The sequence below is a fragment of the Brachybacterium kimchii genome, from assembly GCF_023373525.1.
Classification (GTDB): domain Bacteria; phylum Actinomycetota; class Actinomycetes; order Actinomycetales; family Dermabacteraceae; genus Brachybacterium; species Brachybacterium kimchii.
The window spans coordinates 1,649,869-1,663,251 of record NZ_CP097218.1 but is presented as its reverse complement, the minus strand read 5'-3'; the positions used below and the strand labels follow the sequence as shown (position 1 = coordinate 1,663,251).

The window sequence follows — 13,383 nt, the reverse complement described above, 5'->3', positions numbered from 1 at the left end:
GTCGCGCTCGATCGGCGTCCGGCCCGGCTCGACCGAGGGTCAGTCCCCGTCGAACTGCGCAGGCAGCTCCCAGGTGCCGTCGGTCCCGCGTCGGGCGATCGAGCGCACCCACCGGGCCGTCCGCGTCAGGGTCGCCGTCGGCTCCGGGGGAGTGCCGACGAGAGCGCGCAGCGCGCCGAGGTCGAGCTCCTGCCCGGTGGCCCAGGCCCCCGGGAGCGCGCCCGCCTCGCCGTGCGCAGCGGGGCGCACCTCGACTCCGCTCGTGCTGCCGTCCTCGAGCGCGCCCGCGAGGATCCTGGCCGCCTGGAGGTTCGTCACCGCGGGCGCGTCGCCGACGTTCACGACGCGGTCGGAGGGCCGACGCATGCAGGCGGCGACGGCCTGTGAGAGCGATGCCGTGGAGGTGAGGGTGCCGAGGTCGTCGGCCCGCTCGACGGCCAGCTCCCGCGCCCCCTCGAGCACGGAGCGCACCAGCGGCCACTCGCGCACGCGGCGGGTCGAGGGGCCGTGGACGCGAGCCGCCCGCAGCACGCTCACGCGCTCCCCGTGCGCGGCGAGGACCCGCTCGGCCTCCGCCTTGTTCGCGCCGTATCCCAGGCGCGAGGCGTACGGCTCGCCGTGATGCTCCATCGTCGCGGTCGTCTCCGGCGTGGGCCCGGGCCACCGCGGCGCCTCCTCGGAGTTCGCGTGGCGGCCGGCGGCGTCGACGTAGACGGCGCGGGAGGACAGCATGATCGTGCTTCCGCTCGCGTGCGACCAGCGGGCGAGATCGGCCGCATGGCTCGGAGTGAAGCACTGGCCGTCGACGATCCCGTCGACCCCGTCCCCGACGAGCGCATCGATCCCGCGCGCATCGTCGCGGTCGAGCGTCAGCACGCGGATGCCGAGCGCGCACCAGTGCGGCGGGGCGAGCTCGGGCCGACGGCAGGTGACGGTGACATCGGCCCCTGAACGTGCGAGATCCTCGGCGGCAGCGGCGAGAGTGCCGGTGCCGCCGAGGATCAGGCAGGCGGGGGAGGTCATCGGAGCCGGGTCAGGACTCCGCGCCGCCCTCGGAGGCGTGGCCGGACTCGGAGCGCCCGCCCGTGCTGCTCTGCTCGCCCTGCTCGCCGTGGCGACGACCGCGGCCGCCGCGGGAGCGCCGACGACGCGGGCGCGAGGACTCCTCGCCGTCGCGGCCGGCCTTGTCGGGACCGTTGTTCGCGGAGCCGCCGGACGCGCCGCCGTTCTCGGAGCCGGAGACGACCTCGCCGTTCACGCGACGGGTGCGGGTGCGGCTTCGCGAGCGGCGCGGTCGGTCCTGCGCCGGCTTCTCGGAGTCGGAGCCCTCACCGGAGCCCTCGGTGCGAGCGGGGCGCTCGGAGTCGCCGCGGGAGCGCCCGCCGCGTCCTCCGCGACCGCCCTCGCCACGACCGCCGCGCCGGCCGTCCTCACGACCGCCGCGACCGCCGCCGTCGCGCCCCCGGCCGCCGCGCGAGGAGTCCTCGCGACGCGACTCGGGACCGCCCAGGTCCTCGATCTCCTCGGCATCCAGGCCCTCGCGGGTGCGCCGCTCCTTGGGGAGGGTGCCCTTCGCGTCGGTCGGGATGTCGAGATCGGTGAACAGGTGCTCGGAGGTCGAGTACGTCTCGACGGCCTCGGTGGACTCCAGCCCCAGCTGACGGGCGATGAGCGCCCAGCGCGCGAGGTCCTCCCAGTCCACGAAGGTCAGGGCGGTGCCCTTCTTGCCCGCGCGGCCGGTGCGGCCCGTGCGGTGCAGATACGTCTTGTCGTCGTCCGGGCAGTTCCAGTTGATGACGTGGGTGACGTCCTCGACGTCGATGCCGCGGGCGGCGACGTCGGTCGCGATCAGCACGTCGATCTTGCCGGTGCGGAACGCGCGCAGGGCCTGCTCGCGGGCGCCCTGACCGAGATCACCGTGCAGCGGCGCCGCGGCGAAGCCGCGGTCCATGAGGTCGGTGGCGACCTTGTCGGCCTGGCGCTTGGTGCGCATGAACACGATCGTCAGGCCGCGGCCGCGGGCCTGCAGGATCCGTGCCAGCACCTCGATCTTGTCGAGCTGGTGGGCGCGGTAGATGACCTGCTTGATGTCGGCCTTGGTGCGCGACGCGTCGCCCGGGTCGTGGGCGCGGATGTGCGTGGGCCGGCTCATGAAGCGGCGGGCCAGGGCCATGATCGGACCGGGCATCGTCGCGGAGAACAGCATCGTCTGGCGCGTCGTCGGGACGGCCTTGAGGATCTTCTCGATGTCCTCGAGGAAGCCCAGGTCGAGCATCTCGTCGGCCTCGTCGAGGACCGCCGTGCGGACCTGCGAGAGGTCCAGGTGGCCCTGTCGCATGAGGTCGATGAGGCGACCGGGCGTGCCGACGACGATCTCGATGCCCTTGTCGAGGGCCTCGATCTGCGGCTCGTAGGCGCGGCCGCCGTAGATCGTGAGCACGCGCACGGGGCGCTTGGCGGAGGCCGCCTGCAGGTCGGACGCGACCTGCACGGCGAGCTCGCGCGTGGGCAGCACGACGAGGCCCTGCGGCTTGCCGACCGGTCGGCTCTGCGGGTTGTCCTCGCCGGGGGCGACGACGCTCTGGAGCATCGGGATGCCGAAGCCCAGGGTCTTGCCGGTGCCGGTCTTCGCCTGGCCGATGATGTCGCGCCCCTTGAGCGCGATCGGCAGGGTCATGGCCTGGATCGGGAACGGGTGGGTGATCCCCTTCGCGGCCAGCGCCTCGACGATGTCCTCGCGGACGTCGAAATCGGCGAAGGTCTGCGTGGGAGCGGTGTCCTCGACGGGTGCGGCCGCGTCGGCCGTCGCCTCGGGATCGGGGGTGCCGGAGCTCTGCTCGACGGCGATGGAGGAGGCCGGGGTGTCGGGCGCGATCGCGCCGGTGGCCTCAGGGGTGTGCGGGGTGGATTCGGGCACAGTTCATCTCTCTGATCAAAGTGGTGCCCCACCATCGTAGCGTTGTGCGCTCCGTCACCCGATGGGGCGGGGCAGGCCGACGCGGCAGGCCGACGCCCGGGCCGGAGCGGAAGGGCTCCGGACGCACGACGGCCGACGGCGCGGGCATCTCGCCCTGCTGCCGTCGGCCGTGCCGCTCGACGCGGTCGCCGCGGGGTCAGCCCGGGAATCAGCCCAGGAAGCCGACCCGCTTCTGGGTGGGGCTGGAGATCTCGGCGTAGGCGATCTTCGCGCCCGGCACCAGGACGGTGCCGCCCTTGGAGTCCTTGAGGGTCGCGATCGAACCGTCGCCCAGGGCGGTCTCGAGCGCGGCCTGCACCGACTCGGCGCTCTCCTCGGTCTCGATCACGAGCTCGCGAGGCGCGTGCTGGATGCCGATGCGGATGTCCATGTGAGGTCCTTCCCTCGTGCGTGCGGTCGATCCGGGAGTCTATCGCCGCATGCCCCGCGGCGGGCGGGTGGCGGGGCTCTGCGCGGTGCGCTGTGGGGTGAATCCGCCGTCGGCGGAATCGAGGGCGGAGCCGGCAGGGGGCACCGCGAGGTCTCAGACCAGCTCGCGCGCCCCGTCTGCCGCAGGGGAGTCCTCCTCGAGGCCGGCGATGCCCGAGGCCACGAACCGCGAGAGCAGGTCGAGCTCCGCGGACGACGGCTCCGCCGGTCCGGGCGGTCCTGTCCTCTCCGTGGCGGTCCCTTCCATGGCGGTTCCTTCCGCGGTGATCCCCTCCTGGCTCTCGGGGCGCGCTTCCGCGGGGCGCAGCACGTCGCCCGCCGCGAGGGCGATCAGGCAGCGACCCAGCAGCACGGCCGTGCGGTCGGGCAGGACGGGGCGGTGCACGAGGGCCTGGGCGAGGGTGCGCGCGAGCTGGGTGCGGAAGACCGAGACGAGGGCGCTCACCGGACGGGACACGGACTCCTCGCTCAGAAGCAGGCGCACGCCCAGGTGGTCGTCGGCCAGACGCTGCACGCGACGGATCGCTCCTCGCGCGCGCTCCTCGGTGTCCCCGGTGAGCGGCGGCAGCGAGCGGGCGGCGGCGACCACGCGGGCGCCCACGCCCTCGACGACCATGAGATACAGCTCTTCCTTCGAGTCGAAGTGCTGGTACAGGACCGGTTTGGTGACGCCCACGGCACGCGCGATGTCCTCCATGGAGGTGCTGCGGAAGCCGTGCGCGACGAAGGCGTCGGTGGCTGTGGCGAGGACCAGCGCACGGCGCTCCGACTTCGGCATCCGCTGCGTGGACCGTGCCATCTGTGGCTCCTCCCGGCAGAGGTCGACCCTCGGCCCCCATGTCGATGCGCGGTCGCGACCCCTCCCGCACGACCTGCACCACTCATTCTAGGGTATTTGTCCGGTACGTCGGGCTTGCCGGGATCGCGCGTCGTCGGGCGGCGCTCGGCGAACGGCGCGCGAGGGGGATGCGGGAGCACGTGCGACACTGCCGGGGTCGGGGTCGAGGAGCGCGCGGACCTGGCCCGCGGGCCACGCCCGTGGTCTCGGATGTCCGTCTGCTGTGGTCCACTGGGTGACGTGCAGAAGACGGAGGCGGGACCAGGGATCGGCGAGCTGCGGGTGCTGCCGCCGGACCCCCGGCGCCTGCCCGCCCTGCTGCGACCGCAGGACCTGGATCCGACGCAGCGCGAGGCGCTGGACGCCTTCCTCGGCGGGAGCGATGTGCTCGTCCACGGCGCACCGGGCACCGGACGCACCGCTCTCGCGCTGGCCGCAGCCCTCGCGCGCACGAGCGCCGTCGCGCGCGGGGGAGCGCGCGACGAGGAAAGAGATGCGTGCGGCGGGGAGGGCGCCCACGGCGCGGCCGGCGGCGGTGACCGTGAGAGGGAGATCCTCCTGCTCTCCCCCCGCCGCGCGGCCGCCGATCCGCTGCGCGATGCGGTCGCCCTCGCGGGCGGCGCCTCCGATGCGGGCGGCCCCGCGGTGCGGGTCGCGACCCCTCCGGCCTTCGGGTTCGCCCTGGTGCGCGCCGCCGCCCTCGAGGACGGCAGGGGAGAGCCGACGCTGGTCACCGGCGCGGAGCAGGACGCCCTTCTGGGCGACCTGGTCCTCGACCGCGCGGACTGGTCGCTCGACGTCGACGCCGCCACCCGCACCCTCGCAGGCTTCCGCACCGAGCTGCGCGACCTCATCACCCGCGCCCAGGAGCTGGGCATCGGTCCCTCGGCACTGCGCCGGCTGGGCCACCGCCGGGGCCGCACCGCCTGGCTCGACGCCGCCGACATCCTCCGCGAATATCTCGACGTGCTCGATCTGCAGTCCCAGGCCGCTCTGGACGCCGGGCCGCGCCTGGACTCCGGCGCGCTCGTGCGCCGCGCCGCCGGCCTCGTCGAACGACTCGACCCCCGTCTGCTGCCCTCCGCCGTGATCGTCGACGACGCCCAGGACCTCACCGTCGCCGGCGTCTCCCTCGTGCTCGCGCTGGCCCGGGCCGGCTCCCGCGTGCTCGTGACCACCTGCCCCGACGTGATGGTCGACTCCTTCCGAGGAGCGGTGGCCGACGCGGCGGCACGGATCGAGGCAGGCCTCCCGCGCGCCGCCCGCACGGTCCTGCTCAGCTCCGCCCACCGCTCGGCGACGCCTCGCGCCGCCCTCGACGCCCTGCGCGGACGGCTCCCGCTGGCCGGTGCACCCGCCGACGTGCGTCGGCCCGCCGCGGGACCGCCTGACGGGCCCTCGGAGCGCGTCGTCCCCGCAGGGCTGTCCGTGCTCACCGCGTCGGACCCCGAGGAGGAGGGGCGCGCGATCGCGGGCGCTCTGCGCGATCTGCACCATCGCGGAGACGTCCCCTACGACGAGATGGCCGTGGTCTGCCGCTCGGGCGGGATCGTGCGCGAGGTCGCCGACATGCTCGCCCGCCACGGACTCGCCGTCACCACCCCGCAGCGCCTGCCCGCCCTGCGGGAGGAGCCCGTGGTCACCGACCTTCTGCGCATCGTCGAGCTCGCCGTGAGCGGCCCGGCGACCGGTGCAGCGAGCGCGCGCGGGACGTCCCCCGCGGCGGACCCCACAGCGGAGGACCTCGCTCCCGCGCTCACGGCGGCCGAGGCCGCGCAGCTCCTGCGCGGTCCCTTCGGCGACGCCGACGATCTGCGCCTGCGCAGGATCCGCCGCGCGCTGCTCGATGCCCGCCGCGCCGCGCCCGCCGAACCCGCGGCACCTGCCGACCCCGCTGACACCACAGACCCCGCCGATCACGAAGCACCTGCGGACCCCGCCGACCCCACGGCCTCTGCGGACCCCCCGACGGTCACCGGCTCGAGCGCGCTGCTCGCCCGAGCGCTCGTGGCCGAGGAGACCCCCGCGGGCCTCGAGGACGGTGGCCGGACCGCCACCCCCGTGCTGCGCATCCGCCGCATGATCCGGGCCGTGCGCGACCTCGGGCCCGCCCCCGCCGCGGCCGACGCCCTCTGGGCCGCATGGGAGGCCGCGCACCTGGCCGAGGGCTGGCAGCGCGCGGCCCTCGGCGAGGACGCGGAGGACGTCGACGGCGCTCGCGCCCGTCTCACCTCCCACCGCCTCGACGCGGTCGGGGCCCTGTTCGCCGCCGTCGATCGCTTCACCGAGCGCCGCGGGCAGGCCGACGCGCTCGTCTTCATCGACCAGATCCGCACCCAGGCCGTCGCCGAGGACACTCTCGCTCCGCGCGCCGAGGCCGCCGGGCGCGTCGCGGTGCTCACCCCTGCGCAGCTCGCGGGCGCCGAGCGCGACACGGTCGTGCTCGCGCGCGTCCAGGAGGGCACCTGGCCCAACGTCCGCCTGCGCTCGACGCTGTTCGGCGCAGCCGAGCTCAGCCTGCTCGGCTCCCGTCCCGACGGCGAGGAGCTGCCGCTCGAACCCGCGGCCCTGCGCGCCGTCCAGCGCGAGAGCGTCGTGGCCGACGAGGTCCGCCTCGCGCTCAGCGCCCTCACCCGGGCGCGCGAGCGCGTCCTCGTCACCGCGGTGGACGGCGGGGAGCTCGCGCCGTCGGCCCTGGTCCCGCTGCTGCAGTCCCGTGCCGGCGAGGGCTGGCTCGATCCCGCCGTCCTCACCGAGGACCCGGGACCCGCGCCCGACGCGCGCCGCCTCGTCGCCGCCCTGCGCCGTCGCCTGCTGGACGCGGAGGAGGCATCGGGGAGCGGGACGAGCGCCCAGGCCGCGGTGCTCCTGGAGAGCCTGCGCGCCGAGGGCGTGCCGGGCACCGACCCGTCGACCTGGTACCACCAGGGCCCCAGCGTCGACGAGCCCGTGCGTCAGAGCGGGGCGCAGGTGCGGCTGAGCCCGTCGGCGCTCGAGCGCGCCCACGCGTGCCCGCTGGCCTGGCTCCTCGAGCGCTCGGGCGGCTCGAGGCCCTCGGGGCCCGCCCAGCTCGTGGGCACCGCCGTGCACCGCCTCGCCCAGGAGAGCCCCGCCGGCGTCGCCCCGGACCGCGTCGAGGACGTGGTGGTGCGCCTGCACATGCTGCTGCGGCCCCTGCAGCTCGAGGACACCTGGTCCGGACGGCGCACCCTGCGCCGCGCCGAGGGCTCCGTGCGCCTGCTCGAGGACTATCTGCGCACCGCGCCGCCCGCGGCCGCGATCGAGGCGCCCTTCGAGGTCACCCTCGGCGACGTCGTGCTGCGCGGCGCGATCGACCGCATCGAGGGGGAGGCGCGCGCGAGCGCCGAGCAGGACACGGGACCGCACGGCGCCGGGCAGAGCCCCGCCCGCAAGGACATCGGCTCGCTGCGCATCGTCGACCTCAAGACGGGACGTGCGGCGAAGAGGGCGGCCGACGTCGAGGAGGACCTGCAGCTGGGCGCCTACCAGAGCGCCGTCGCCTCCGGCGCGCTCGCCGAGACCCTCGGGGAGGACGCCCCGCAGCGACTCGCCGGAGCCCAGCTCGTCTACGTCGGCACGGGAGCCGCGAAGCCGGTGCTGCGCACCCAGAGCGCTCTTGGCGCGGCCGAGGACCCGGACTGGTTCCACGCCATCGTCGAGGACACCGCCCGCGAGGTCTCGGGGGCCCGCGTCACCGCCCGCCGCAACGCCCACTGCGACAACTGCGCGGTGCGCCGCATCTGCCCCCTGTGGGCCGAGGGGGCCGAGCTGTGAACACGCCCCGACCCATCGCGCCCCGCCCCAGTGCCGCCCGTCCCGGCGCACCCCGTCTCAGCGCGACCCGGCTCGCCGAGCTCATGGACCGCCCCGCGCCGACGGACGAGCAGATCGCCGTCATCGAAGCCCCTCTCGCTCCCATGCTCGTCGTCGCCGGGGCGGGGAGCGGCAAGACCGAGACGATGGCCTCGCGCGTGGTCTGGCTGATCGCGAACGGCCTGGTCGAGCCGCGCCAGGTGCTGGGCCTGACCTTCACGCGCAAGGCCGCCCACGAGCTGGCAGAGCGCATCACCGGGCGCCTCGGCACGCTCGCGACGGCTCTGCGCGCCGACGGGCTGCCCGTCCCGCGCGGCCTCGAGCGGGCGGGGGACGACCTGCTGGGTCAGGAGGTCCAGGTCCACACGTACAACGGTTTCGCCCTCGATCTGGTGCGCGAGCACGCGCTGCGCGTGGGGCTGGACCCCGAGTTCTCCATGATGTCGCCCTCGGCCGCCTGGCAGCTCGCCCACGAGCTCGTCGAGGCGGCGGACGACTCCCTGGACCTCGACGCCTCGCCCGCCTCGCTCACCGCGGCCCTCGTCTCGCTCACGTCCTCGCTCGCCGACCACCTCGTCGGACCCGAGGAGCTCGCCGCCGAGCTGCGCGCGATCCGCGACCATCTCAGCCAGATCCCCCTCCAGATCAGCGGACGCCGACGCACGACGCCCAAGGACGTCGCCGGCGTCATCTCCGCGTGCGAGCAGCGTCTCGAGCTGATCCCTCTGCTCGAGCGCTTCGCGGCGATCCGCACCGAGCGCAGCGCCCTGGAGTTCTCGGATCAGGTGTACCTGGCCGCGCGCATCGCCCGCGAGGTGCCCGAGGCCGGTCGTCTGGCCCGCGAACTCCACCCCGTGGTGCTGCTCGACGAGTTCCAGGACACGTCGGTCGCCCAGCTGCGCATGCTCGCGGACCTCTTCGGGCCGGGCCACGCCGCCTGCGCCGTCGGCGACCCGCAGCAGGCGATCTACGGATGGCGCGGCGCCTCGGCCGCCTCCCTCGACGGCTTCGCGCGAGCCTTCGCGACGCCGACGGCCCCGGGCGCCACGGGCGCGCCGGGCGCCGCCGAAGCGCCGGTCCTGCAGCGCACCCTGTCGACCTCCTGGCGGAACGACCGCGCCGTCCTCGACGTCGCCAACCGCATCGCCGCCCCGCTGCGCAGCGCCTCGACGGCGATCACGATCCCCGAGCTGCAGGTGCGCCCGGGCGCCGGCGAGGGGACGGTGCACGTCCACGAGGCCGCCGACGAGCGCTCCGAGGCGCGCGCGATCGCCCGCTGGATCCTCGCGCGGCGCGGTCGGGCAGGCGACGCGACGGACGCGAGGGTCCACCCGTCCGGTGCCGCGGGAGAGGGCGGGCCGGCCTCGGAGCCGCTGCCGAGCGCCGCCGTGCTCGTGCGTGCGCGCAAGCAGATCCCTCCGATCGTCGAGGCTCTCGAGGAGGCAGGACTCCCCGTGCAGGTCATGGGCCTGGGCGGTCTCCTGGACCGGCCCGAGGTGGCCGACGTGCGCGCCCTCCTCGAATGCGTCCACGACCCCGGCCGCGGCGACTGGCTCATGCGTCTGCTCGCCGGGCCCCGCTTCCGCCTGGGTGCGCGCGACATGTCCGTGCTCGGACGCTGGCGCGAGCAGCTCGCGGCGCGGCGTCGTCGCGCCGCCGCGGGCGCGGACGCGACGGACCGCAGCAGCGCGGCGGGCGTCGGCGCGACGGGCATCGGAGCGGCCGACGGGGCCGACGAGATGACTCTCATCGACGCCGTCGACGATCTCCCCGCCCCGGACTGGACCGATCCCGACGGCCGCTCCCTCAGCTCCACCGCCCGCGAGCGCCTGCGCGATCTGCAGGGGATCCTGCGCAGCCTGCGCCGCCGCCTGGCGCTCCCGCTGCCCGACCTCATCCAGGAGGCCGTGCGCGCGCTCGACCTCGACCTCACCCTGCTCTCCCAGTCGCCCACCGACCCGCCCCTCGGCGGACTCCCGGCGCTGCGCGAGCACGCGGCCGCCTTCGAGCGCACCGCCCAGCGACCGGGCCTGGGCCCCTTCCTCGCGCTGCTCGAGATCAGCGAGGACCAGGAGGCGGGACTCGCCATGGGAGCGGGTCAGGCCGATCCCGACCCCGACGCGATCACGGTGGTCACCATGCACTCCGCCAAGGGCCTCGAATGGGACCTGGTCGCGGTCGCGGGCCTCAGCGAGGGCTCCGTCCCGTCCTACGACCTTCGCCGCGCGAAGACGACCGAGGACGGCAGCGTGCGCGTGGCGGACTCCGGGTGGACCGGGAAGCTCGCCGAGGCCTCGATCCCCAGCTCCCTGCGCGGGGACGCCGACATCCTGCCGCAGCTCGACTGGGCGAGCGCCGACACCCAGGTCGATGCCGAGTCCCTGGTCCAGGAGTTCCGCTTCGCCCAGGGCGAGGAGACGCTGCGCGAGGACCGGCGGCTGATGTACGTCGCGGTCACCCGTGCCCGGGAGGACCTGCTGCTCAGCTCGTGCGCGTGGCGCACCGGGGCGGCCAGGCCCCGGCCGCGCTCGCGCTACCTGCGCGAGACGCTGCCCCTGGTTCCCGAGCGCTTCCAGGAGATCGAGGACGTCCCCGAGAAGAACCCGCTGGACGCGCGGCTGTTCGAGGCCTCCTGGCCTCCCGCGCCCGGGGAGGCCGAGCGCCGGCGCGCCGACGCCGAGGCGCTCGTGCGCGCCGCGGCCGACGGCCGACTCCCGGAGCTCCCCGAGGACGCCGCCCTGGCCGAGCAGACCCGCCGGGTCCTCGCGGATCTCGCGGAGCGCCGTGCACAGCTCACGGTGCGCTCGCCCGCACGGCTCTCGGCCTCCCAGATCGTCGCCCGCGCGCAGGATCCGCAGGCGGCGGCGCGGTCGATGCTGCGGCCGCTGCCCCGTCGGCCCTCGCGCTCGGCCCGCCGCGGCACCGCCTTCCACGCGTGGCTCGAGCAGCGACTCGAGGGCGGTGCGCTCCTGGACCTCGAGGACCTCACCGAGCTCGCCGACCTCGAGGACGGCCCGCTCGCGGATGCGGCCGACGGAGACCCCGGGGCCACGGCCGACGGGGAGCTCTCGGACGCCGAGGCGCTGGCCCGCATGCGCGAGGCCTTCGAGCGCTCGCCCTACGCCCAGCAGGTGCCGATCGCCGTGGAGGAGCCGGTGACCACGCGCATCGGTCCGCTCGCGATCCGCGGCGTCATCGACGCCGTGTTCCCCGATCCGGACTCCGAGGACGGCGTGGTCATCCTGGACTGGAAGACCGGGGCGCCGCCCAGCGGGGCCCGTCGGCGCGCCCGCGCCCTGCAGCTCTCGGTCTACCGCCTGGCCTGGCACGAGCGCACGGGCCTCCCGCTGTCGCGGATCCGCACCGTGTTCTTCTACGTCGCCGCCGGGAAGACCGACGAGGTGCGCCGACACCCGTCGCGCCAGGCCCTCGAGCACATGCTCCTCGCCGAGGGGGACGCGCCGACGGACGCCCCGCCGACGGACGCCCCGCCGACGGGCTCGCCGTCGCCTGGGCGTCCGTAGCGCCCGTCGTCACACCTCGAGCCCGCAGGTGATCCTGTGGCTGGGGTCGTAGTGCTCGCGGATCCGCGCGAGCTTCGCGGCGTTCTCGCCGAAGCAGCGCTCCGCGCTGTCACCGGGTTCGAGGTAGTTGACGTACCCGCCGCTGCTGGCGGAGTCGACGCCCTCGTGCGAGGCCTCGACCCATGCCCTCGCGTCCTCGAGGCCCGAGGTGGAGGTCAGGCTCGCGTACCACTGCAGCGAAGCGGTCTGCGAGCGCCACGGGAAGGCGGTGCCGGAGCGCTCCACGTCGTGGACGGCGCCGTCGAGGGGATCGAGGATCGCGGCGGTCTTCTGCCCGGCCGTCGAGCGCTTCTTCACGGCCGCGACGATCGCCTCGGCCGTGCTCGAGCCGACGCTGCGCAGCACGTCGGTGCCCGCGGCGAAGACCTCGCGGTCCGAGGAGCTCCCGCCGCCCAGGTAGTCGACGAGATCCATGTGGGAGCGGGACTTGTACGTCGCGCTGTCGGGCCGGGCGCCTGTGGCCTTCGCGAGCGAGTTCACGGCGTCCCGGGCGTCGTCGGCATCGGCGACGCCGATCACGTTCACCTTCATCGTGCCGTGCCCGTCGGTGCTGATCTTCACGCTCGCCCAGCGGCTGCCGTCCGAGGACTTCAGCCACGACGCCCATCCGGTGATGACCTCCTCCGCGTCCGAGTCCGCGAAGGCCATGGCGAAGCTGGCCTGCGAATGGAGGGGATGCGTGGCGAAGGTGAGGTCGGTGACCACGCCGTTCAGTCCGCCTCCGCCGCCGCGCAGCGCCCAGAACAGGTCCGGGCGGGAGTCCGCGGAGGCGGTGACGGTCCTCCCGTCGGGCAGCACCACATGGGCGGAGACCAGCGAGTCGCTCGTGGTCCCGTACCGGCGGGTGTCGACCCCGATGCCGCCGCCGAGCGCGAGCCCCACGGCGCCCACCGTCGGGCAGGTGCCCGTCGGGATCATGCGGTCGTGCGCGGAGAGCGCCTCGTGCACGGAGTACAGGTCCGCGCCCGCCTGGATGGTCACGTGCTTCGAGCTCGAGGAGTAGGAGATGCCGTGGTAGTCGCGCAGGTCGAGGACCACGGTGTCGTCGGCGGCGGACGCGCCGACGTACGAGTGCCCGCCGCCGCGCGCCGAGACCTTCAGGCCGTGGACCCGGACGAACTCCATGACGCGCTCCACGTCGCCGCGGGAGCGGGGACGGATCACCGCGGTCGGACTGCGGGAGTCGAAGGCGGGGTTGAACAGCTTCTTGTCCGTGGCGTAGTCGTCGTCATCGGGCAGCAGCACGCTGCCGCTCAGCTCGTCGTCCAGGGCTTCCCAGTTCTTCGGGCCCAGGCCCTTCGCGGAGCCCTCGGCGAGCACCGGGGCGGTGCTCCCGAGCGTGGCGGCGGTCGCGGCGGCGAGCCCGATGCCGCCTCCCAGCAGTTCTCGACGGTTCAGGGATCGCATGATCGTTGTCTGCCTCTCGCGTTCTCGAGGAGTGCGCGGCGCGCACCGGACCCGCCCGTTCGGGCAGGGACAGTCGGCAGGGCCGGATCCCGGGGCGGGACGATCCCGATGACGGAGGATCCCGGGGCAGGAGCGGACGGCGTCGACTGCACGAGTACGAGCACACCACCACGCGGCGCCCGGGGGATCAGACCATGGTCGCGAATCCGTCCGTCGGTGAGCGGAGGCGTCGGGGCCGACGGGTCATGCGGAGGGCGCGTGCGCCCGATCCGGGACGGTGCACGGCGAGAGGGACCGGGCGGAGCCGGTCGATG

7 protein-coding genes are annotated in these 13,383 nt (G+C 75.1%); 2 read left to right on the top strand and 5 right to left on the bottom strand.

The features are described 5' to 3' along the window. Nucleotides 1-39 precede the first annotated feature (39 nt). From M4486_RS07920 to M4486_RS07905, 4 genes are all read right to left on the bottom strand, one after another. Complete coding sequence (locus tag M4486_RS07920) at nt 40-1,023, bottom strand: Rossmann-fold NAD(P)-binding domain-containing protein (RefSeq protein ID WP_249480606.1); 984 nt, start codon at nt 1,021-1,023, stop codon at nt 40-42. A 10-nt stretch (nt 1,024-1,033) separates the two neighbouring features. Continuing rightward, nucleotides 1,034-2,917 carry a DEAD/DEAH box helicase gene (locus M4486_RS07915; protein ID WP_249480604.1) on the bottom strand — a complete coding sequence of 628 codons (1,884 nt, stop codon included), beginning with the start codon at nt 2,915-2,917 and terminating at the stop codon, nt 1,034-1,036. A gap of 208 nt (nt 2,918-3,125) precedes the next feature. Continuing rightward, nucleotides 3,126-3,347, bottom strand: coding sequence for a DUF3107 domain-containing protein (locus M4486_RS07910; protein WP_152353481.1), 222 nt, complete (start codon nt 3,345-3,347; stop codon nt 3,126-3,128). 153 nt (nt 3,348-3,500) lie between these two features. Further along, nucleotides 3,501-4,205, bottom strand: coding sequence for a TetR/AcrR family transcriptional regulator (locus M4486_RS07905; protein WP_249480602.1), 705 nt, complete (start codon nt 4,203-4,205; stop codon nt 3,501-3,503). 279 nt (nt 4,206-4,484) lie between these two features. Between M4486_RS07905 and M4486_RS07900 the strand changes: the two genes are divergently transcribed. Next, nucleotides 4,485-8,039: a PD-(D/E)XK nuclease family protein gene (locus M4486_RS07900; RefSeq protein ID WP_249480601.1), complete on the top strand. Its 3,555-nt coding sequence runs from the start codon at nt 4,485-4,487 to the stop codon at nt 8,037-8,039. Continuing rightward, nucleotides 8,036-11,602: an ATP-dependent DNA helicase gene (locus tag M4486_RS07895; RefSeq protein ID WP_249480599.1), complete on the top strand. Its 3,567-nt coding sequence runs from the start codon at nt 8,036-8,038 to the stop codon at nt 11,600-11,602. Before M4486_RS07900 ends, M4486_RS07895 begins: the two co-directional genes overlap by 4 nt. Nucleotides 11,603-11,611: 9 nt before the next feature. On the opposite strand, the gene M4486_RS07890 is transcribed toward M4486_RS07895, so the two are convergent. After that, nucleotides 11,612-13,069, bottom strand: a complete 1,458-nt coding sequence (locus M4486_RS07890; RefSeq protein ID WP_249480598.1) for an FAD-binding oxidoreductase — start codon at nt 13,067-13,069, stop codon at nt 11,612-11,614. Between the last annotated feature and the right edge of the window lie 314 nt (nt 13,070-13,383).